The sequence below is a fragment of the Lysinibacillus pakistanensis genome (assembly GCF_030123245.1).
Taxonomy (GTDB): Bacteria; Bacillota; Bacilli; order Bacillales_A; family Planococcaceae; genus Lysinibacillus; species Lysinibacillus pakistanensis.
In genome coordinates, this window is the sequence record NZ_CP126101.1 from 2,118,887 (window position 1) to 2,140,039 (window position 21,153).

Annotated in this window: 21 protein-coding genes and 1 pseudogene; 14 read left to right on the top strand and 8 right to left on the bottom strand. The window is 37.9% G+C overall.

Annotated elements, in window-relative coordinates:
* Positions 1 to 5: 5 nt before the first annotated feature.
* Together QNH24_RS10115 and QNH24_RS10120 are read left to right on the top strand one after the other, a co-directional pair.
* Positions 6 to 692 carry a response regulator transcription factor gene (locus QNH24_RS10115; protein ID WP_283871938.1) on the top strand — a complete coding sequence of 229 codons (687 nt, stop codon included), beginning with the start codon at positions 6 to 8 and terminating at the stop codon, positions 690 to 692.
* A 177-nt stretch (positions 693 to 869) separates the two neighbouring features.
* On the top strand, positions 870 to 1,571 hold the full coding sequence (locus tag QNH24_RS10120; protein ID WP_283872798.1) for an ankyrin repeat domain-containing protein: 702 nt from the start codon (positions 870 to 872) through the stop codon (positions 1,569 to 1,571).
* Between the two features lie 130 nt (positions 1,572 to 1,701).
* On the opposite strand, the gene QNH24_RS10125 is transcribed toward QNH24_RS10120, so the two are convergent.
* From QNH24_RS10125 to QNH24_RS10140, 4 genes are all read right to left on the bottom strand, one after another.
* Complete coding sequence (locus QNH24_RS10125; RefSeq protein WP_283871940.1) at positions 1,702 to 2,307, bottom strand: response regulator transcription factor; 606 nt, start codon at positions 2,305 to 2,307, stop codon at positions 1,702 to 1,704.
* Positions 2,304 to 2,969 carry a sensor histidine kinase gene (locus QNH24_RS10130; RefSeq protein ID WP_430675500.1) on the bottom strand — a complete coding sequence of 222 codons (666 nt, stop codon included), beginning with the start codon at positions 2,967 to 2,969 and terminating at the stop codon, positions 2,304 to 2,306. Before QNH24_RS10130 ends, QNH24_RS10125 begins: the two co-directional genes overlap by 4 nt.
* 460 nt (positions 2,970 to 3,429) lie before the next feature.
* Positions 3,430 to 4,560 (bottom strand): DUF418 domain-containing protein, encoded by a 1,131-nt coding sequence (locus QNH24_RS10135; protein WP_283871944.1) that lies wholly within the window; start codon positions 4,558 to 4,560, stop codon positions 3,430 to 3,432.
* A gap of 153 nt (positions 4,561 to 4,713) precedes the next feature.
* Entirely contained in the window at positions 4,714 to 5,421 is a 708-nt protein-coding gene (locus QNH24_RS10140; RefSeq protein WP_283871946.1) for a class I SAM-dependent methyltransferase, read from the bottom strand.
* A gap of 197 nt (positions 5,422 to 5,618) precedes the next feature.
* Between QNH24_RS10140 and QNH24_RS10145 the strand changes: the two genes are divergently transcribed.
* Entirely contained in the window at positions 5,619 to 5,861 is a 243-nt protein-coding gene (locus QNH24_RS10145; protein ID WP_283871948.1) for a hypothetical protein, read from the top strand.
* Between the two features lie 15 nt (positions 5,862 to 5,876).
* On the opposite strand, the gene QNH24_RS10150 is transcribed toward QNH24_RS10145, so the two are convergent.
* Positions 5,877 to 6,137, bottom strand: a complete 261-nt coding sequence (locus QNH24_RS10150; RefSeq protein ID WP_283871950.1) for a hypothetical protein — start codon at positions 6,135 to 6,137, stop codon at positions 5,877 to 5,879.
* A gap of 599 nt (positions 6,138 to 6,736) precedes the next feature.
* Between QNH24_RS10150 and QNH24_RS10155 the strand changes: the two genes are divergently transcribed.
* The 10 genes from QNH24_RS10155 to QNH24_RS10200 all read left to right on the top strand — a co-directional run bounded on the left by QNH24_RS10155 (position 6,737) and on the right by QNH24_RS10200 (position 17,560).
* The gene (locus tag QNH24_RS10155; RefSeq protein WP_283871952.1) at positions 6,737 to 7,525 is read left to right on the top strand and encodes an ABC transporter ATP-binding protein; all 789 of its coding nucleotides are present in this window, start codon (positions 6,737 to 6,739) and stop codon (positions 7,523 to 7,525) included.
* Positions 7,526 to 7,538: 13 nt separating this feature from the next.
* Complete coding sequence (locus tag QNH24_RS10160; protein WP_283871953.1) at positions 7,539 to 8,465, top strand: iron-hydroxamate ABC transporter substrate-binding protein; 927 nt, start codon at positions 7,539 to 7,541, stop codon at positions 8,463 to 8,465.
* Positions 8,466 to 8,488: 23 nt separating this feature from the next.
* Positions 8,489 to 9,490, top strand: a complete 1,002-nt coding sequence (locus QNH24_RS10165; protein ID WP_283871954.1) for a FecCD family ABC transporter permease — start codon at positions 8,489 to 8,491, stop codon at positions 9,488 to 9,490.
* On the top strand, positions 9,483 to 10,490 hold the full coding sequence (locus QNH24_RS10170) for a FecCD family ABC transporter permease (protein WP_283871955.1): 1,008 nt from the start codon (positions 9,483 to 9,485) through the stop codon (positions 10,488 to 10,490). The genes QNH24_RS10165 and QNH24_RS10170 overlap by 8 nt, the downstream gene beginning before the upstream one ends.
* 176 nt (positions 10,491 to 10,666) lie before the next feature.
* A complete protein-coding gene (locus tag QNH24_RS10175; protein WP_283871956.1) occupies positions 10,667 to 11,614 on the top strand; it encodes a nuclease-related domain-containing protein in 948 nt (315 codons plus the stop codon).
* 326 nt (positions 11,615 to 11,940) lie between these two features.
* Positions 11,941 to 12,360, top strand: a complete 420-nt coding sequence (locus QNH24_RS10180; protein WP_283871958.1) for a MarR family winged helix-turn-helix transcriptional regulator — start codon at positions 11,941 to 11,943, stop codon at positions 12,358 to 12,360.
* A gap of 11 nt (positions 12,361 to 12,371) precedes the next feature.
* Complete coding sequence (locus QNH24_RS10185) at positions 12,372 to 13,571, top strand: MFS transporter (protein ID WP_283871960.1); 1,200 nt, start codon at positions 12,372 to 12,374, stop codon at positions 13,569 to 13,571.
* Between the two features lie 163 nt (positions 13,572 to 13,734).
* Positions 13,735 to 14,604, top strand: coding sequence for an iron uptake system protein EfeO (gene efeO / locus QNH24_RS10190; RefSeq protein WP_283871962.1), 870 nt, complete (start codon positions 13,735 to 13,737; stop codon positions 14,602 to 14,604).
* Positions 14,605 to 14,610: 6 nt separating this feature from the next.
* The gene (gene efeB, locus QNH24_RS10195) at positions 14,611 to 15,870 is read left to right on the top strand and encodes an iron uptake transporter deferrochelatase/peroxidase subunit (protein WP_283871964.1); all 1,260 of its coding nucleotides are present in this window, start codon (positions 14,611 to 14,613) and stop codon (positions 15,868 to 15,870) included.
* Positions 15,845 to 17,560: an FTR1 family iron permease gene (locus QNH24_RS10200; RefSeq protein ID WP_283871966.1), complete on the top strand. Its 1,716-nt coding sequence runs from the start codon at positions 15,845 to 15,847 to the stop codon at positions 17,558 to 17,560. The genes efeB and QNH24_RS10200 overlap by 26 nt, the downstream gene beginning before the upstream one ends.
* A gap of 46 nt (positions 17,561 to 17,606) precedes the next feature.
* On the opposite strand, the gene QNH24_RS10205 is transcribed toward QNH24_RS10200, so the two are convergent.
* The 3 genes and pseudogenes from QNH24_RS10205 to QNH24_RS10215 all read right to left on the bottom strand — a co-directional run bounded on the left by QNH24_RS10205 (position 17,607) and on the right by QNH24_RS10215 (position 19,385).
* On the bottom strand, positions 17,607 to 18,473 hold the full coding sequence (locus QNH24_RS10205; RefSeq protein ID WP_283871967.1) for a pentapeptide repeat-containing protein: 867 nt from the start codon (positions 18,471 to 18,473) through the stop codon (positions 17,607 to 17,609).
* A gap of 575 nt (positions 18,474 to 19,048) precedes the next feature.
* A pseudogene (locus tag QNH24_RS10210) lies at positions 19,049 to 19,204 on the bottom strand (Arm DNA-binding domain-containing protein); the annotation flags it as partial.
* Positions 19,200 to 19,385, bottom strand: coding sequence for a hypothetical protein (locus QNH24_RS10215; RefSeq protein WP_283871968.1), 186 nt, complete (start codon positions 19,383 to 19,385; stop codon positions 19,200 to 19,202). The pseudogene QNH24_RS10210 and the gene QNH24_RS10215, both read right to left, overlap by 5 nt.
* A 515-nt stretch (positions 19,386 to 19,900) precedes the next feature.
* On the opposite strand from QNH24_RS10215, the gene QNH24_RS10220 reads away from it, so the two are divergent.
* Positions 19,901 to 21,055, top strand: a complete 1,155-nt coding sequence (locus QNH24_RS10220) for a hypothetical protein (protein WP_283871970.1) — start codon at positions 19,901 to 19,903, stop codon at positions 21,053 to 21,055.
* The last annotated feature ends 98 nt before the right edge of the window (positions 21,056 to 21,153 follow it).

Here is a 21,153-nt window from a genome sequence, read left to right on the forward strand (position 1 = left end):
AGAAAATGAAAAAAATACTGCTAATTGAAGATGAAGTGAGCATTGCGGAGCTCCAACGTGATTATTTAGAGATCAATGATTTTACTGTAGACATACAGCATAATGGAGATGATGGTCTGAAACATGCATTACAGGGTGATTATGATTTAATTATTTTGGATATTATGCTTCCTGGGATGAATGGCTTTGAAATTTGTAAACAGATTCGTGCAGTGAACAACATCCCAATATTATTTGTTTCAGCCAAAAAAGAGGATATTGATAAAATTCGTGGTCTTGGTCTAGGGGCAGATGATTATATTACAAAGCCATTTAGTCCAAGTGAACTTGTCGCTAGGGTCAAGGCACATTTATCAAGATATGAGCGTCTAGCCACAAACCAGCAAACGAACCATATGATGTCCATACATGGCATTACAATCGATACATCTGCCAGAAAGGTCTTCGTGAATGGCGAAGAAATTGCCTTTACCACAAAGGAATTTGATTTACTCGTGTTTTTTGTCAAACATCCAAATCAAGTATTAAGTAAAGAGCAGCTATATGAAAGGAACTGGGGCTATGAATCGGCTGCGGATGTTTCCACAGTTACGGTGCATATCCGAAAGCTTCGTGAAAAAATTGAACATGATCCAGCTCAGCCAAAGTTTTTGGAAACTGTGTGGGGGGCAGGATACCGCTTAAATGTTTAAAAGAGATTATCTGGTCGTAATAGAAGGGGTTTTTATCCTCTCATTATGACATGGGATTTTTTTTGATGAATTTTTAGACTTATTTAAGAAAGGGTTAATGGATTATTTAACATTACCACTTACGCTAAAGAAAGTATGGCGACATCCTAACAGGGTGGTGTATGACAATTGAAGAAAATGCAGACAGTCGTCATAGCTTTAACATTTGTACTTCAAGGATGTGCCTCAAATGATACTGAGGCTATAAAGCTTGATAAAGGAGGATACGAGGAGATGGCTACAGATTTGACAAGTCAATTGTTTCAAGCAGTAGAAAAAGGGGAGTTGGACACGCTCCAAAATGCTTTGGATCAAAAGGTGGATATCAATGCCCAGGATTCAAAAAAACGAACAGCATTAATGATTGCCACGTACAATCAGGATGTTGAAGCAGTAAAATTATTAATTGATGCAGGTGCCAATGTCAATATTCAGGATGATTTACTAAACACGCCTTTTCTATATGCAGGTGCAGAAGGCTATCTGGATATATTAAAACTCACGATTCAAGCAGGCGCAGATCCTACCATTGTAAATCGCTATGGAGGAACGGCATTAATTCCAGCAGCAGAGCATGGTCATGTCGAGGTCATAGAGGAATTATTGAACAATACGACTATTGACGTCAACCATGTGAATCGTTTGGGATGGACTGCATTGATGGAGGCGATTATTCTAAATAATGGAAACCTGATACAGCAAACGGTAGTTCAATTATTAATTGACCATGGTGCCGATGTGAATATACCAGATAATGATAATGTGACACCATTACAGCATGCGAAAAAGCAAGGATTCAAAGAGATTGAAAATATCCTTTTCACAGCAGGTGCTGAATAAGTCCGTTGCTTAAAGGGGATATAGGCTTCTTTGATATTGCCGGTGACAAAGGCAAATGTATCAATGCGGTCTTGCAAGGAAAGTAATCACAAATAGGTAAAATCTCGTCTCAACGTGACGAGATTTTTTGTTATAGCCAGCCTTTCTCACTAGCAACTTGAGCAGCTTGCTGTCTAGATTCAACTTGAAGCTTTTGAATAGAGGTCGATAAGTAATTGCGAATAGTACCTTTTGTTAAGAATAATTGTTTACTGATTTCATGAGTGGTCAAGCCTTCCTTCACCAGCTGTAAAACGGCAATTTCTCGCTCATTCAAAGGATTTTGCTCCTTCATAAATAAGGTAGCTGCTAAATCCTTACTAACAACCTTTTCACCCTGCATAATTTTTCGAATAGTAGCAATTAAATAATCTATCGGCTCATCCTTCAGTAGATAGCCATGCACCTCACAATCCATTGCTTTTTGTAAATAGCCAGGACGTGCAAACGTTGTGACAATCATCACTTTACAGGGTAAATGAGCCTCTTTAATTTTTTCAGCAAGCTCTAATCCTGATAGATTAGGCATTTCAATATCTACTAAGCAAACATCAGGTAGCTCCTGTTGGATGTAGTCCCATGCTTTTTGCCCATCTGAAACTTCAGCTATTACCTCAATATCTGGTTCAAATGACAAAAGGGATGTTAAGGCACCACGTAACATTTGTTGGTCCTCTGCTAGCAAAACACGTATCATGTTGGAGGCTCCTTTCCATCTTGAATTGGTATGCTGAATAACACCCTCGTACCTGTCGGTGTATTCCCATCAAACATGGCATCACCTTGAAGAGCATACATTCTTTCTTTCATCGAGTTGATGCCATTACCAAGTCCTTTTTGTTGTATTCCAATCCCGTCGTCTTTGATAGTAAGCCTATATTGGCTATTTTGACATTGTATCGTAATGTGGCAGTTTTTTGCCTTGCTATGCTTGAGCATATTGGTGGTAGCTTCTCGTACACATAAAGCTAGCATCGTTTCCTCTACACTTGAAAGAACGATTTTAGGGCATTGATTGTTTATGGTTGTAGTAATATTAGCACTTTGTAGAAGCTGCTGGCAGTGAAGTAGCTCCGTATGTAACGAAACAAAATTCATATCAGATACTAGTTCACGTACTTGTTTTAAGGCTGTACGTGTTGTAGCTAATATATCATTTAGTTCTTGTTTAACGCTTGTAGAATCTCGATCAATAAGTTTTGTTGTAAGTTCTGTTTTAACTTTAATCATCGTTAAGGTATGACCAATCGTGTCGTGAAGATCCCTAGCAATACGCTGTCTTTCCTCTTGTTGAACGAGCTTGGTATTGACATCAGCTAATTCGGATTGTAGATTCTTCGACTTTTCTACATAATAAATGAGAACAGGGAATACCAATTGAATGATCATCATGGGTGCTAGTACCTGCGATTCAATGGGGAATAGGGAATCTTTGGTCATCCTTATGACGATTAAAAACATGACTGCAATGCCAAGCATACCACTAGCGATATGCCATTTAGATTTGGCTCTTCCTAATAAATCTGCAAAGGTAAATCCGAAGATAAGCATGAAGATGTCCTCGTAAATACCCAAGATGCTAATAACAACGAATCCTACAAGTGAAGCAAGAAGCAGCTTCCAATCCTGGTGCCATAAAGCGAAATAGAAAGCACCTAAGTACAAGCCTAAGACAGCTATTTTAGCCAGGAAGGGGAGCTCTGAATTTGACCATAACACCATTGTTATCAGGACAATCAAGGATACGGTATCGATGATTAAATAATGCTTTACTTGCTCTCTGGGATAAATTTTTATTGCTTACACCATCCTTTGTTGCTTAATGCTTTGTCATGGCTTGAATAGTTTTTTTCCGAATCCATTCCAATGGGCCTATATGAAACTGCTGCTGCCAAAATGATGCTAGAACTAGTTGAAGGCAAGATAAAGCTAGCCAAATGCTAATAATAAGAATGCTATTTAATTGTCCACCAAGCCCAAGCCCCCAGCCATAAAAAATAATAGACGCAAGCACGTTTTGTAGGACATAACAGCTCAAAGACATTTTGCCGACATCTGCAAAGCGGTGCCAAAGCCAATCTAGCCTTTTATATTCTACCAGTTTACCTAAAATTCCAATATAGCCAATCGATAAAATCGGCGCACATAAATAACGAACAGGAAAATCAAAAAGTCCCCCAGGAATAAAAATAAGTAGATTTAAAGGGATACCAATGAATACACCGATTTTGAAAAGCTTGTGTCGAGCCTGACGTCCTTTGTCTGTCGATGAAAAAACCTCGTTACGCATAAACTTTACACCTAGTATAAATAAAAAGACATTCATAGGGATAATAAAAATAGCTTCCGTGCGATAAAACAAAAAGTTTGTCAGGCGATGCTGTACTTGAGCTAGCCATGTGCCATTTTCATACAATGCAGCAACTGACTCCATGCCATTGAAGGAAACCATTGCCCCTTGTAATGAGCTAATAAAAATAAGCATAATCAGGAGGATGTGAAAGCTACCAAAAAGATAGAAAGACCATGTCATTGCTTTGTCGCCTAATCTTATAATAAAGGCAACGATGAAAGCTGTTATAGCATAGCTCATTAGAATATCATATTCCATGACAAGTGTGTAATGAAGTAGCCCTTCCAAACCTAAAAAAATAATTGTCCAAAGGTACATGCCAGGCCAAGCATTTCCTTTTCGTAACGCTTGCTGATATTTTAATTGTAAGCCTACGCCAAACATAATTGTTAACAGCCCAAGCAGTTTACCATTGACTAAAAATAATACTAACATTCGTAAAAAATCATTCAAGGACCACCAACCACTATAGTTACTCGTTGTGATATACGATAGATCGCCAAGATAGGCAAAAATCCAGATGTTTGTGCCAAGAGTCCCTAAAACGGCGAAGCCTCTTAACATATCAATAAAGGGGAGTCTTTGTTGTGTTTGCATATGTTCTATCACTCTTTCTTTATTTTCTTACATTAATGATAAGAAAGGGCAAAGAGAAAACCTATTCACAGCAGTCAAAGGATTTTTATGACACCTGTCATAAAGTGATGAAACAATAAAACCAGCAACGCTTTGGGTGCTGGCGAAATGCAATTATTTTGTACAGGAGTAAATACGATAGTCCAAAATTTTTTCGTATTTAACGCTCATAGCGATATGTTGATCCATTTTATCATATAGCTCTGATTCAATATCTTTGGAGAAATTAAATTCAGGCTTTGATGAGATAGATTTATTTTTTTGTATGCGAATATTATGAAAACCAGCCTGCTGCAATAAGACTACCCAATCCTTCTTCATCAGGAGAGCATTAAATCCATAAAATTGTTGGATGTCTTCTACTAGTTGAGAGGGCAGTAATTCTGGCATGGTGAATTCAATGGCAATGAAGCGTCCACCTCGCTTCAATAAACGATAAATTTCCTGTAATGCACGTTGTTGATCTACAAAAGCAAGAACTGATTCAGCGAGTATCATGTCATATGACTCATTTGGTAATGAAGTTTGCACAATAGAGCCTTGAATGATGTTAACAGGCAAACGTGTTTTTTTCATTCTGTGACGAGCTTTCTCTATCATGATGGGATTGATTTCTATTCCCGTTACATTGGCTTGAAAGTGAGTAGCCAAATAGGCAGCCGTTTGCCCTGTACCACACCCGACATCTAAAATATGTGAAGTTTGTTGAATGCTCTCTGCTTTAAATAGTTCCTTCGATAGATTAATGCCACCAGGGTGTGCGCCCCCAACACCAAATTTAGCTAAAAATTCGAGATAAGTAGAACCTTGAATAAAAACCACCTTCTTTTTTCATATAGTATGAGAAAGAAACTAGTATGGTTCCTTCAAAATATCATGATGTAGGGCCAAACACTAGAGTTCCATATTTTTTGGTTTAGACAAAAATATATTATTATTAGCTACTTCTTCAAAAGTCTAATTTAGAAATGGCTTAAGCGCATATACTAGTTAGAAGCTTTCTGATAGGGGGTGAATCAATGCCATATTTTCAGCCGAATTTTAGAAGAGGACCATATCAGCCAAGCAATAGACAATATTTTGAACCTCCTTTTCGAGGTAGAATGATGCAATCTTCCTACTATCCAAACCAACAATATCAACCTTCTAGATTAGGAAATTTGCCAAATCATTTAAATACGATTATGGGGCATGCTGGCACGATTACAAATGGAGTATATATGTTAAGGCAGATGGGAGCATTTTTAAGTTTATTTAGATAAAAGGAAGAAACCCTCTTAAGAAAGTTTCCTACTTGAGAGGGTTTCTATTATGGATGAAAGGACTGGGATAAGTTGTTTTTCGATAATGGAGCGGTTTTTTATGAGAGACACTAAACCATGGCGATAGGCAGTCCGCTCTAAATATGTTTTAATCGAATTAACCGCATTGGCTGATTTTCCTTCAAACGATAAAATATCACCTGCTACAAAAATACCAGGCTGTACTGTTTCGCCCGTTGCTTTGCCTTTTGTTAGGAATGGGGATCGCTTCATCAAAAGTGAGGGATGCTACGCAGTTACGGCCTCCTTATCTAACTATCACCTCATCTAGCTCAACAGGCAACTCAATGGCTGATTTGGCCCCACCTCAATAATGTCCTTATTATTGGACAGTATAATGTAAATTCGACATTTCATATTTTTCGGCTCTTTCAATTGTTAACTTTTGAGGGCTAATGATGCCGCCTCCTAAAAGCACTGTTTTAGAATAATATCAGTTACCGTATGTATGATAAAAATATCTTCCTGACGTGTAATAAAATCTACTATCTCTGTCAAAATGGTGGGGTTAAATGTCTTGCTCGATACAGGGGGTTCCCACTAGCTTTTCGAGATAAAATAATTCACCGAGCTGTGATTGACTTTCAATTACTATCCACGTATTCCACTATAAAATACAAGCCAGCAGGACCTCCACCTATAATCGTTACATCATCTATATGTTGCATTTTTATTGCCACCTCCTTAATCAATAGTAAAAAAGTAATTGACAAAATCTTATCAGAAAACTAGACTAATTCTAGTGATAATGATTATCATTTTTAACTGTGCCTATCATAGCATGGAATGAAGTAAAAAGAAAGAGAGGGTCCAAATTGCGCTTAGAAATTGAATCGATTCGTGTTGGCTATGAAAATAAAACGATTGTACATGGCTTATCGCTACAAATTCCAGATGGCAAAATCACAACGATCATTGGCTCCAATGGTTGTGGGAAATCCACCTTATTAAAGGCCATTACACGTATTTTAAAGCATGAGAGTGGACAGGTCATACTTGATGGTCAAAATATTTCCAAGATGAAAACGAAAGAATTGGCAAAAGAACTGGCCATCTTACCACAAAGTCCAGAAAGTGCACATGGTTTAACAGTGGAAGAGCTTGTATCCTACGGTCGATTTCCCTATCAAAAGGGCTTTGGCAATTTATCACAAAAGGATAAAGATGTTATTGACTGGGCTTTACAGGTGACAAAAACCGAAGACTTCCGCGTGCAATCTGTAGATGCTTTATCAGGTGGACAGCGTCAACGGGTATGGATTGCGATGGCATTAGCTCAAGAAACTGACATCATCTTTTTAGATGAGCCAACAACATATTTAGATATGGCACATCAATTAGAGGTTTTAGAGCTGCTTTACAGGCTGAATGAAGAACAAGGGCGCACGATTGTCATGGTACTCCATGACCTAAATCAAGCGGCACGTTTCTCTGATTATATTGTGGCACTGTCACAAGGGGAGCTTGTAAAGTTTGGAACAGCCGAGGAAGTTATGGTACCAGAAGTATTAAAAAAAGTGTTTAATATTGATCCAGTTATTGGCCAAGATCCACGAACAAACAAACCAATGTGCATTACATATAACTTATTACAAACCGTATAAAAGGAGAATGACAATGAAAAAGTGGTTTTTACCAATGTTTATGATGCTCGTACTAGTCCTTGCGGCGTGCGGCAATAAAGAAGAGAAAACTGAAAAAGATGATGAAGGCTCAAAAGAAGCAACTTCAGCAGAAACAATCACATATCAATCTGAGGCAGGTCCTATTGAAGTCCCAGCAAACCCAAAACGTGTAGTCGTATTATCTTCTTTTGTTGGGGATTTGTTACAGCTTGACGTGAATGTTGTCGGTGTTGATGCATGGGCAGCCAAAAATCCAAACTTCGAAGATGCCATTAAAGATGCAGTCGTTGTTGAAAACACAGATATTGAAAAAATTCTTGAGTTAGAGCCAGATTTAATCATTGGCTTAAATGGTATTGAAAATGCTGATAAATTAGCAGAAATTGCACCGACTGTATTATTTACGTATGGAAAAGTGGATTATTTACAGCAATTTATTGAAATCGGAAAAGTAGTGAACAAAGAAAAAGAAGCAACAGCATGGGTAGAAGATTTTAAAGCGCGTGCAGCAGAAGCTGGTAAAAAAATCAAAGAAAAAATTGGTGAAGATGCGACTGTAACAGTGGCAGAAAACTTTAATAAACAATTTTATATTTATGGCGATAACTGGGGTCGTGGAACAGAGATTTTATATCAAGAAATGGGCTTGAAAATGCCTGAGAAAGTAAAAGAAACAGCTTTAGAGCCGGGCTACTATGCCATTTCTCAAGAAGTTTTAGGGGACTATGCAGGTGACTATGTGATTTTCAGTATGTTCCAAGACCAGGATAATTCTTTTACAGATGCAGCATGGTTTAAAGATTTAAAAGCGGTGAAAAATGGTCATTTATTTGAAGTAAATGCGAATGCCTTTTACTTCAATGATCCGATTACACTAGAACATCAACTGAAGTTCTTTGAAGAGAAATTTTTACAATAATTAGTAGAGAGTAGCGAAGGCAAATGACAAAGTTTCGACAGTTTCCATTTTGGCTTCAGGTATTGCTTGCATTAATCATATTAATCGGCACGGCTGCTATCTCGCTGTGCTTAGGTGCAGCAAATACGAGCATTCAGGATGTTTATCAAGCAATTGTCGGACAAAGTGGTGGCAAGCATTACACGATTTTACGTGACATTCGGTTTCCTCGTATCCTTGCTGCTATTTTTGTTGGCAGTGCACTGGCTGTGGCGGGGGCGATTATGCAAGGGGTCACACGAAATCCATTAGCTGATCCAGGGCTACTTGGTTTAACGGCAGGGGCAAATGCTGCCCTTGCGCTAACGATGGCATTTATCCCGAAATTCTCCTATTATACATTAATTGTAGCCTGCTTTATTGGAGCTGGAATTGGCATGATGATCGTTTATGGGATTGGGGCCTCTACCAAGAAAGGCTTCTCTCCATTGAGGCTTGTTTTAGCAGGTGCGGCAGTGACTGCTTTATTACAAGCGATCGCTGAAGGCACAGGCATCTTATTTCAAATTTCCAAGGATGTATCAATGTGGACAAGTGGTGGCTTTATTGGCACAACATGGCAGGCTTTATTGATAGTCCCTGTGATTGTCCTCGGGCTACTACTGTCATTTGCTTTTAGTCGTCAATTAACGATTTTAAGCTTAAATGAAGAAGTAGCGGTTGGTGTTGGGCAAAATACAACATTGATTAAAGGAATCATGATGTTTGTTGTGGTCATCCTGGCAGGCTCTGCTGTGGCACTCGTTGGAAATCTAGCATTTGTTGGCTTAATGGTGCCGCACATTGTTCGTGTGTTTGTAGGGACAGACTACCGTTTTGTATTACCGATGAGCGCCATTGTTGGCGGTTGGTTTATGGTGACCGCTGATTTTGCAGGGCGCATGATTAATGCACCATTTGAGACGCCAGTTGTAGCGATTATCTCAATTCTTGGTCTTCCATTCTTCCTATTATTAGTGCAGAAGGGAGGACGACAATTTGTTTAAAGAAGGTCGCAAAAAACAACGAAAATGGTTTTTAACTTGGTTTGTAGTAACGCTATTGATTTTTGCTATGGGAATTTCATTAGGACCAGCATCTATTTCTATAGATCGCATTATCCCAACCTTGCTGGGGGATGGTAGTTTTAAAGAGTCCTTTGTATTATTATCCGTTCGATTACCAAGAATGTTTGTACTGACAGCGGCAGGAATGGCATTAGCATTAGCGGGAGCCGTCTTGCAGGGGGTTACACGCAATGATTTAGCAGACCCCGGCATGATTGGGATCAGTTCAGGAGCAGGTGTTGGGATTACTGTCTTTTATCTATTAGTAAACGGTGATCTTCCTCACTTTGCTTACGTTTTACCAGTTGTGGGCTTTTGTAGTGCTTTATTGACAGCGCTTTGCATATATTTCTTCTCTTATCAACGTAATAAAGGTGTGCATCCTATTCAATTTATTTTAATAGGGGTAGGTGTAGCCTCTGCCCTATCTGGGGTTATGATGGTATTAATTTCCTCAGCAGAGCGGAGTGATGTGCAATTTATTGCGCAATGGCTAGCAGGCAATGTTTGGGGAACTGATTGGCCATTTTTCTGGGCTTTAGTGCCTTGGCTTGTGCTTGGTATTCCTTATATTTTCTATAAATCCAATGTCTTAAATGTCTTAGCAATGACAGAGCAAACAGCTGTTGGTCTAGGTATGAATATTGGCCGCGAACGATTACGCTTATTAATTGTAGCCGTGGCACTAGCAGCAGCCGCAGTTTCTGTAACAGGTGGTATAGCTTTTATTGGTTTAATGGCCCCGCATATTGCAAAGCAACTAGTCGGTCCACGCTATCAGTTCTTTTTACCATTGACATTGTTTATTGGAGCGAGCTTGCTGATGCTAGCTGATACAATTGGACGTGTTGCGATTGCGACAGCAAGTGTTCCTGCTGGAATTGTTGTTGCTTTTATCGGCGCACCATACTTTTTGTATTTATTAAGGAAGAATGTATGACCCGGTAGATAGAGAGCAGAAAGGTAATAGCAAACAATATTCTATGCGTAAATGACTGTACTTTTTATCTAGAAAAAATAGTGAAATATTTATTTTCTGATCTTTGTATTTCAAATTTTTAGGAACCTCATTTGTGGAGGTTCTTTTTTTGTATAATCATGGTAGGAGGTGGAAAAATGATTTTATTAGCACGTCAAACTTCGGAGTTACAGAAAATACTAGAGGTAATTGTAAGGAGACTGCCTAGAACCTACAATGAGTACTTCAATTATAATGAGCATTTACGACGCATCAAGGCAGGCTTCGCTGGCGAACAGCGCGTTGATGCAGAATGGCAGGAATTAGATTTACCATCCCCTCATTATATTCTCCATGATTTTCAAGTGATAAATCACGCCGGTTCTACTCACCAAATGGACACCATTTTTCTCTGTCCACACTTTTTACTCATCCTAGAGATTAAAAATATCACAGGAATCCTCTCCTATGATGCATCTTTCGCTCAATTTATAAGGACAACAGCAGATGGCACTGTGGAAGCAATGTCTGACCCATTTCAGCAACTAGAGCGGCATGTGGCATGGATGAAAAGGCTGATCCAACAAGAACGCCTTAGCTTACCCATTCTACATGCCGTAGTGTTGGCAACGAAGAATGGTATCTTGACAGAAGATTTTAAGCGTCAACCTATATTTCATGTGACGGGATTACGCTCCCGAATGCAAAAATGGTTAGAGCTGCATCAACCCAGCGTAAAGAAAGGAGAAGATCTGTTTCGTTTTGCCAACCTTCTCTTGACTATGCACACAAGGGTTAAAAGAGAGATAAATGTACCTCTCAGGGATATTGTGAAAGGAGTGTTATGTACAAATTGTGTGGATGGTCAGCCATTAAGATATCACTACAAAAAATGGCTTTGCCCAAGGTGTGGATTAGTGGATCGTGATGCTTTGATTAGGACGCTTGAGGACTATCGATTATTAATTGGCACAAAGCTAACAAATAAAAGCTTTTGCGAGTTCTTTGCCATCGATTCTCCAAACCTGGCATACAAGTTGTTGCAGCAACTACCTCTGAAAGCGGAGGGGATAAAAAGGCATAGAAAGTATTGGATTTTGGATTAGGTGTTTGCAGTTTAGGAGGATAGAGATGGATAGCGTGTGAGAAGTGGGGGATAGAATTTAAAAAGTAGCGGATAGAGCACGCAAAGTGAAGGATAGAAGTTTAAAAGTGGGGGAAACGCATAAGTAGTTGGATAGCGCGTGAGAAGTGAAGGATAGAATTTAAAAAGTAGTGGATAGAGCGCGCAAAGTGAAGGATAGAACGTTAAAAGTGATGGAAACGCACAAGTAGTTGCTTATTTACCTGATACTCCATCAGGCGCTACTAGACAAATAAATATTTTAGGTATATAGTTAGCTAGGCTAACTAATATAAAGGAAGTGATTTTATGACGGTGGAACAGGAATTCTTCAATCAATACCGTTTAATGTATAGGCCGTTTATCAATCAGTTGAATGTTCAACTTGAAACATATCAATTATATAGCTCGCAATGGGCTGTACTTCGTTTCTTAAAGGATAAAGGCCCTCATTCATTTGTAGATATTGCTAATTTCATGTCTATAGAGAAGCCGAGTGTAACGAAGCTTGTCCATAAGCTTGTGGAGCTGGGCTATGTGGAAACGGTAGTGGGTAAGGATAAGCGTGAAAAGCTTGTTCACTTATCGACGTATGGAGAAGAGCTTGTGCAGGAGATAAAGTCGCAGCTGAGCCCTTTCTTTGAGCAGGCACTTGCAGGTGTACCCCAGCAAGATATTGAAATTGCGACACAGGTTTTAGCAAGAATTTGTATGAATATTAATCAATAGGAGAGAGCAATGTGGAAGCAACAAGACAGAAACTTTGGACAAAGGACTTTTTAATCGTCTCCCTTATCAATTTTACGATTACCTTAATTTTCTATTTATTAATTGTGACGATTGCAGCCTATGCGGTGGAGCAATTCCAAGCCTCAACAAGTACAGCAGGGCTAGTATCAAGTATTTTTATTATCGGGACATTATTTGGGCGCCTCGGTACAGGTCGTATAATTGGTGACTGGGGTAGTAAAAAAACATTGTTTTGCGGATTATTATTATTTATGCTGTCAACAATATCCTATTTTATAGCAGGAAATCTTCCTTTACTAATGCTGAATCGTTTAGTACAAGGAATTGCACTTGGTGTAGCAAGTACAGCAACTGGAACAATTATTGCACAAATATTACCGACTGAACGACGTGGAGAAGGAATTGGCTATTACAGTTTAAGTGCTATTTTAGCCACTGCCATTGGTCCATTTATTGGGATTCTTTTAACACAGTTGTTTGAGGATTATCGTATGATTTTTGCTGTTGACTCAGTTTTAGCGATTATTTGTTTTTTTATGTATTTCATGGTAACAGTGCCATTCATACCTAAGAAAGCAACAGAAGCAACAGTGAAAGCTGGCTTTAAGGTTTCAAACTTTATTGAGATGCGCGCATTACCAATTGCGTTTGTTGCGCTTGTTATTGGTTTTGCCTACTCTGGTGTAATGTCCTTTATGACGTTTTACGCAAAAGAGCTTGATTTGGTGACAGCAGGAAGCTATTTCTTTATTATCTATGCCGTTGTGATTTTGGCAACTCGTCCATTTACAGGTAAATTATTAGATGCTAGAGGAGCAAATATTATTATTTATCCCTGTCTAGTGATTTTTGCGATAGGAATGTATACCTTTAGCTCAGCCACAACTACAATAGCCTTTTTAATCGCTGCTGCTTGTATTGGTGTTGGCTATGGGAACTTCAATTCTGTAGCACAAGCAATAGCCATTAAGGTGACACCCAATGAACGTTTAGGACTTGCGACATCTACATACTTTATTTTGTATGATTTAGGCTTAGGTGTTGGTCCATATTTCTTAGGGTTCTTTGTTCCTTCAAAGGGCTACAGTACCATTTTCTTCTCAATGATATTTGTTATATTATTGTCAATTGTGCTTTATTATTTCTTATATGGAAAATATGAAAACTTGAAACAAGCAAGAATTTCATAGATTAGAATCATTATATTGTAGAAAAAACGTCTTTTTTCTAGTTGTGTATAAAATCCAACTACAAAATGACGTTTTTTTCTTTAAATAAAAATACTTCTTGCAATCAAATATGATAATCATTATCATTCTCAATATAAACTAATTCGGAAGTGGGTATTTTTGCATGAAGAAAACATCGTTATTGTCAGTATTAGTTGCAGGCGGTATTATTATGACCGGCTGTGGCAGTACAGATGAAGCAAAAAAAGATGAAAAGCCAAAAACAGAACAAGCAGAGACGGCAAAAGAAGAAGTGGATTTATCTGCAGAACTATCAGCCTATCAAAAGTTTGCTTTAGAGCAGATGGATCAATTCCTACTGGAAACTGAAAAATTTGTGAATTTATTTAAAGCGGGCGACATTGAAGGGGCGAAAGCAGCTTATGCACCAGCACGTATGTATTTCGAGCGTTCTGAGCCAATCGCAGAAAGCTTTGGTGACCTTGACCCACGAATCGACGGTCGTTTAGCCGATATTCAAGAAGAAGGTAAAGGTGAAGAAGAATGGACGGGCTATCATAAGCTTGAACATGCACTATGGGTAGAAAATAAAACAGCAGGCTTTGAAGCAATTGCAGATCAATTATTAGCAGATGCAAAGGAATTACATGCATTAGTTCAAACAGTTGAAGTGACACCAGATTTAATGATCACTGGTGCTGTTGATTTATTAAATGAGGTTTCAACATCAAAAATCTCTGGTGAAGAAGAAATCTACTCTCATACTGACCTTTATGACTTTAAGGCTAATATCGAAGGCGCAGAAAAAATCTTTGAAATCCTACGTCCTAAATTAGAGGCGAAAGACAAAGAGCTAGTAGCAACATTAGATGAAAAATTCAAAGCGGTGGATGACTTATTAGCACAGCATGCAACAGCTGATGGTAGCTTTGTTTCCTATGAGGAGTTAACGGAGGAAAATACAAAGGCACTTGCGGCAGCTGTTAATCAACTTGGTGAACCATTAAGTCAAATGGGCATTATTTTGGAGTGATATATAATGACAGCGTCAAACGATGAAAAATGGATCGATAAAAAAATATCTAGACGTGAAATGTTAAAACTTACAGGTATTGGTGTTGCAGGTGCGGCAATCGGTGCCTCTGGCTTAGGTGGTGTTATGAAAGTAATGGGCTATGATGTCTTTGAGCCTGTTGCAGACAGCACTACTGTTAGCAATAAAGTTAAATTCTACGGAAAGCATCAATCGGGTATCACTACGCCTGTTCAAACTAATATTTATTTTGCTTCTTTGGATGTTTTATTTACATCTAAGAAAGACCTTCAAGAGTTGTTCAAACTATGGACACCTCTTGTTGTACGTTTAATGAATGGTGAATTAATGGTTGATTTAACAACGAATACTAGAGTTCCAACAGGCGATACTGGGGAAGCGGATGGCTTAGATGCTTCCAATTTATCCATTACAATCGGTGCAGGGCCGTCTTTGTTTGAGAAGCTTGGTATCCAGCATCTGAAGCCCGCGGAGTTAAAGGATTTACCACATTTCCCGAAAGATCAGCTACAAAAAGAATTTACGGGTGGTGATCTTTGTATTCAAGCCTGTGCAGATGATCCGCAGGTAGCATTCCATGCAGTGCGTAATTTAGTACGTGCAGCCTCTGGTAAAGTAGAGATTAAATGGTCGCAGGCAGGCTTTAACTCGTTTCCTGCTGGTGGAGGAACACCACGAAATCTCTTTGCATTTAAGGATGGCACTGTGAATCCGGCGATTACAGATGAGAAAGATTTAAATGAGGTTGTTTGGGTTGATAAAGGCTGGCTACAAGGTGGCTCTTATTTAATTGCACGTAAAGTACAAATGCACCTTGAAACATGGGATCGTACATCTTTAAAGGATCAGGAAGCAACATTTGGGCGCTATCGTGATAGTGGTGCTCCGTTTGGAAAAACGAAGGAATTTGATGATTTCGATGTCGAGGCAAAGGATAGTAAGGGTGAATATATTATGCCAGATACATCGCATGTACATTTGGCACGGAAATCTGGTGCCCGTATTTTACGTCGCTCTTATTCTTATGCATCAGGTGTTATGTCAAATACTGGTGCACATGATGCAGGGCTAATATTCATTTCTTTTCAAAAAGACCCAGCACAATTTACAGCCATTCAAAATAGTTTAGGACGAATGGATAAAATGAATGAATACATTACCCATCGAGGCAGTGCTGTGTTTGCATGCTTCCCTGGTGTACAAAAGGGGAGTTATTTAGGTGAAGCACTTTTTAACGCGCTGTAGTTTGATTATTTGTATAATCCTGTCTTTAGCTGTACCTGTGCAAGCTGCGCAATCCTATAGTCATTTATATATTGCGATTAGTGATGCACTGATGAATACGAAGCAGGATAATGAAGCTGAGGCAAAGCAGGCACTTGAACAATTTGCCACAGACTGGGCTAAGGTCACTTCAGAGCAAAAAGAGGCAAAGGCAAAGGTTGATGAGATTCTTTTGCAAGCAACGGAAGCAACTTCAAAAAATGAACGTTTGGAGGCACTTTCTGCACTGTCCAATGCACTACGAAACTTAGAAAAACTTGAAAATCCTGTAGACGAAGCGGCACAGCGTGTAGAGTTTGGACAAAAGATGAAGCCAATCATAGCAGACTTTGAAAAAGCTTTAGCCAGTGGGGACATTCAGGCTATAGATGAAGCCTACAAGGATTTTAATATAAAATGGAATAAAAGTGAGCGACCAGTACGTGAGCAAAGTATTGCGATGTATGGGCAAATTGAAACACAAATGGCATTTCTGCGTATCTCTATTTCTGCTGAAGAGCCTGATATTAATCTAATGCAATCTCAATTTGCAGATTTAAAGCAAACGATTAATGATTTTGTGGCAGGCAAAGAAACAGCGGAAGTAGTAGAAGGAGAATTTTCTTTGGCTACATTAATTGCTTATATTGATGAAGCTAATGATTTCATTGAAGCCGGGGATTTTAAGGCAGCTTCTGAGAAAATTCGTGAATTTATTACAGTATGGCCAAGTATTGAAATAGAAATCTCAACAAGAAATGGTAGTCTTTATACGAAAATTGAAAGTGATATGCCCATTATTGCGAGTGATTTATTAAAATCCTCTGTTGATAAAGAAGCCATTACAAAAAAGTTAGAAAATTTCCGTACCGAAATCGAGCTTATTCAAGGTGATTCGGATTATACAATATGGGATGCAGCACTAATATTGCTTCGCGAAGGACTTGAGGCGCTACTGATTATCTTGGCCTTGGTATCATTCCTAGATAAATCAGGACAAAAGAAGATGCGCAAATGGATTTATGTTGGAACATTTGTTGGTATCCTGCTGTCTGCTGTTGCGGCAATCCTAATGTCAACTATCCTGAACTCAGCAACTATTGATACAAATCGGGAATTAATGGAAGGCTATGTAGGCTTACTTGCTGCGGCTATGATGATTGGTGTCGGAATCTGGTTGCATAGTAAATCAAGTGTTGCAAGCTGGAATCGCTATATTTCTAAACAAATAGGTAGTGCTATTTCCAGTGGCTCTGTCTTTGCCATGGCAACCATTAGCTTCTTATCCGTTTTCCGTGAAGGCGCAGAAACTCTTGTATTTTATGCAGGGATTGCTCCAAAAATGGAAACCTCACAATTTGTGCTAGGAATTGTGGTCGCTCTTCTTATTTTGGCAATCTTTGCTCTTGTATTATTTAAAGCAAGTGGAAAAATTCCGATTCATAAATTCTTCGCCGTGGCAACTGTGTTAATTTATGTATTGGCCTTTAAAATTATTGGTGTCAGTCTGCATACGCTCCAATTAAGAGATACTGTATCAACTACAATTGTAGATGGCTTGCCTGTGGTCAGCATCATAGGATTCTATCCTACGATTGAAACCATGCTTGGACAAGCAATTTTACTGTTACTAGTTGTAGCAACAATTATTTATAAAAAGAAACAAAAATAAATAGTAGGGTAGATGAAGGAATACTCGTTCATCTACCTTTTTCTTATTAATTAAGCCAATGAGTAGGATGTTTTAAGTGAGAAGGCAATTTTGTCTGCTTATCTCCCTTGGCAGAATTAATCTGCATTTGAGTTAAAAACATAGCTGTAGAAAGGTCAGCTCCTCGTAAATTAGCATCACGTAAATCAGCACCGATAAAATCGACTACTCGTAGATCAGCCTGCTGAAGATTAGCTGCAATTAGGTAAGCTCCTCTTAGATCCATAGCACGTAAATCCTTGCCCTTTAAATTTTTGCCCATCCAATCAACCCCTTGATAGCTATACTTTCGAGACGTTTTTCCACCGACTGTTTTAATAAAGCGTTGACGAATTTCCGTGCTTGTTTCTAGTAATAACATATTAACAGGCATTCTAAAATTAGGAATATCAATTGTTAATAAGGTTGCTGCATCTAATTCCGTAGCTAATTGAAGTTTTTCTAATTGTTCAAGTAACCTATTATATAACTGAGGGTCAACCGTATAGGATAGTGACTCTGCAGTATAAGCAATCAATTCAAATAATTGCTCCATAATTGGAAACACTTGAAACATTGTGTCAGCATGTGTAGGATACTGGCGCCAATCCTGTCCATGAAAGGTTGTTTGCGAAACCTTTTGCCCTGCCCCTAAGCAATCAAAAACGGTACATCCCTTAAACCCCTTGTCCCTAAGATTACCATGAATTTGGCAGCTAAAGTCAGTTTTTAAGTTTTGACAGGGGATACCAGCAGGTTTATTCATCGCAAAATCGCTGGAAGCAACAATATTTAAAGCTGTGCAGCATAGTGCAAAACAATTTTGACAATCGGCCTGAAGATTTTCACGTATCTTTTTTCCAAATGAGTCATCTATTTTTTTTACCTTGGACATCGTTATTTTCCTCACTTATTCATAAACTTATAGATTATTCTACCACTATCTTTCTGTCAGCTCTATCAACCATACCCACTTAAACACAGTTTTTTGAAACACATTAGAGATTGTGGTTTTAGGAAGAATGTCTGTTTTGTTTTACAAGAGAATTTATAGAAAAGATAGTGGTGACTTAAATTGGGTTAACGGAAAAGGATGTCTTGCAATTGCCTTCATTTAGAGGAGCTTGTGATTAGCTCTTTTTATTCTGTTCGGGATGGTGTTGATAAACAATGTGAAATGATTCAGTACTTACATGATCTTGGGGAATTAGGTCTAATTTTATATTATGTTGGGATTGTTTTACCTGAAATCCCAGAGTGCTGCAATTAGCAGATGCCCAGGATTTTATCATTATTTGCATGCCAAAAAATGATTATTCTCTTCGTTATAACGAGGTAATCTATGAAGTCATGGAAGCGATCGTTCATAATCAGAAAGTGAATGATCATTTTGTAAAGGAAACATTAGAAAAGGTTCCTTACTACCAGAGCATTTACAGAGTGTAGAAATTACCCTCAAAAATGTTATCCTATATGTTTTGTTTCACCGCACAGTGTTGCAGCGTTTACTTCCATGAGCGCTTTCAATGCTGCTTTTTCTATTTTAAAGCCGCTTTTTTTCTTCTCCCAACGCTTTCCGGTAGAATCATAATACTTATGCCGAAACATCCATAACTTTTCTTTAATTAGTTGCCCCCGTACGTTCTACTTCATCGTAATACATCTCTTGAGGAAGGCATCCAGATTCGCCTCGAAAGCATAACTTTTTTAAGTACGCAATCTCTAATCGGAGCAGCTCATTTTCACGTTCTAGCTGTTCTTCACGAGACATTGTATTTAGTTGTTTAACAGATTTATTTTTAGTCATAGGTGGCCATTTCTTTGCTTTTTCTTGCAGGCCTTCTATCCCTTCCTACAAAAATTTACTGTTCCAATTCGCTATTAACGCTATATTATTCATGTTAAATTCAATCGCTGTATCTTGATAAGAAGCACCTGTTTGTTTCATAAAGTGTAATACATTAAGCTTGAAATAAATAGAGTATGTCTGTTTTGTTACTTTTCTACGTAATCCAACTTCTCCAATTTCTTTATAGGCACGTACCCAACGCTTTATTTCCGAATGATTTGGTATGTCATGTTTTTTCGCTAACCTAAAGGACCTTTCATATGTTCACACCACATTTATTTTGAATTCTTCACTGTATTGCGCCATATAAAAAACACCCCTAAAGTTAGATTTTTGACTTAGGGGTGCAGGACCGGATGTTTTTTTTTTAGTTTTCTTCTTTATTTTTTAAATTTTAAATGAACGTTTTCATATGGTAAATGGGTCTAATTAGTGTAAAACAAATACTTTTCGATAGGAGAATTGAGTTAACAATGAAAAAAACTATTAAAAAAACTTGGATGATTGCTTCAGCACTTACTATAGGAATGGCTGTTCTAACGCCACTTCAAGCAGGAGCTGCATCAGCAGAAAAAACAATTGAAGCATCAGTTCAAAAGGAACAACAAATTAAAGGGACTATTAAAGATATCTTTCCCTATTATGGAATGAACCTTAAAGGACAAGATGGTAAAAATTATTTTATTAGTTTCAGTAATTTTTCTACTGAACAACTAGAAAAAATGAGATTGGTAGAGGGACAAGAAATCTCTGTAGAAGGCAATGTTGTAGAAAATCATAATGACTTCAATACATTTGAAGCTTATAAAAAAGACCTACCTAAAGAGGTAACAAAAGAAGATTTAACAACATTAGAAAAGTTGTTTAATGAAATGAAGAAGATAGAAAAAGAAACAAATGAAGGTGATTATTCAGTTGAAGAGATAGAAAAGAAACTCGAGAAATGGGATAAAATTTATGACGAAATGTATAAAATTAAAAAGCCATATATATTGGCTAATTGGCAGCCAAAATCATTTGATGAATTTATAGAAGAAGAATATGGATTTAATGAAAGTAACATAGTAATTAAAGAAAACGATAAAAAACAGCTTAAAGCTATTTATGAAGAATGGGTAAAGCTTGAAAAAAGCGGTAATGAAGAAAAAGCTAAAGAAAAATATGAAGAGTTTGATAAAATCCTTAAACCATATTTGGATGAGCTCTATCCACCACAAACTTTTGAAGAAACTTTAGATGGCCTAGAATCAGAAATTCCTGCTGAAACTTTAGCAAAACTAAAAACAATCTTTGAGAATGCTCGAGAAGCAGATAAAGATGGAAATAAAGAATTGTCTGATAAGCTATGGAATGAATTCGATGAAATCCTTGGTCAATTCTATAATCCCCCAACATTTGAAGAATATATGGCTGACTTTAATTTCGAGGTTAGTGAAACAGATAGCAAGCAATTAAAACAGCTTTATGAAGAAGCCAGAGCACTTAATAAAAAAGAGGAGCTTGATAAAGAAGAAGGCAAATGGGAAGAATTTCACAAAATTTTAGAACCATATTTTACAGCAAATAAAAAAATTCTAATCTCAGCTTCTAAAGTAACGATAAACGGCCAAGAATATCTACCTCAATAGGTAATGGAATTTGGGGTTGTTCCAAAAGTCATTGAAAATGATTTAGAGATATTCCTTTCTTATCTCCGCACAATATACCCTCTTTTACTTGGCCATTT

Excerpts from the sequence above, each read along its gene's own strand:
- QNH24_RS10115 (WP_283871938.1), top strand. The coding sequence starts at position 6 with ATGAAAAAAATACTGCTAATTGAAGATGAAGTGAGCATTGCGGAGCTC.
- QNH24_RS10120 (WP_283872798.1), top strand. The coding sequence starts at position 870 with ATGCAGACAGTCGTCATAGCTTTAACATTTGTACTTCAAGGATGTGCC.
- QNH24_RS10125 (WP_283871940.1), bottom strand. The coding sequence starts at position 2,307 with ATGATACGTGTTTTGCTAGCAGAGGACCAACAAATGTTACGTGGTGCC.
- QNH24_RS10135 (WP_283871944.1), bottom strand. The coding sequence starts at position 4,560 with ATGCAAACACAACAAAGACTCCCCTTTATTGATATGTTAAGAGGCTTC.
- QNH24_RS10145 (WP_283871948.1), top strand. The coding sequence starts at position 5,619 with ATGCCATATTTTCAGCCGAATTTTAGAAGAGGACCATATCAGCCAAGC.
- QNH24_RS10160 (WP_283871953.1), top strand. The coding sequence starts at position 7,539 with ATGAAAAAGTGGTTTTTACCAATGTTTATGATGCTCGTACTAGTCCTT.
- QNH24_RS10165 (WP_283871954.1), top strand. The coding sequence starts at position 8,489 with ATGACAAAGTTTCGACAGTTTCCATTTTGGCTTCAGGTATTGCTTGCA.
- QNH24_RS10175 (WP_283871956.1), top strand. The coding sequence starts at position 10,667 with ATGATTTTATTAGCACGTCAAACTTCGGAGTTACAGAAAATACTAGAG.
- QNH24_RS10180 (WP_283871958.1), top strand. The coding sequence starts at position 11,941 with ATGACGGTGGAACAGGAATTCTTCAATCAATACCGTTTAATGTATAGG.
- efeO (WP_283871962.1), top strand. The coding sequence starts at position 13,735 with ATGAAGAAAACATCGTTATTGTCAGTATTAGTTGCAGGCGGTATTATT.
- efeB (WP_283871964.1), top strand. The coding sequence starts at position 14,611 with ATGACAGCGTCAAACGATGAAAAATGGATCGATAAAAAAATATCTAGA.
- QNH24_RS10205 (WP_283871967.1), bottom strand. The coding sequence starts at position 18,473 with ATGTCCAAGGTAAAAAAAATAGATGACTCATTTGGAAAAAAGATACGT.
- QNH24_RS10215 (WP_283871968.1), bottom strand. The coding sequence starts at position 19,385 with ATGACTAAAAATAAATCTGTTAAACAACTAAATACAATGTCTCGTGAA.
- QNH24_RS10220 (WP_283871970.1), top strand. The coding sequence starts at position 19,901 with ATGAAAAAAACTATTAAAAAAACTTGGATGATTGCTTCAGCACTTACT.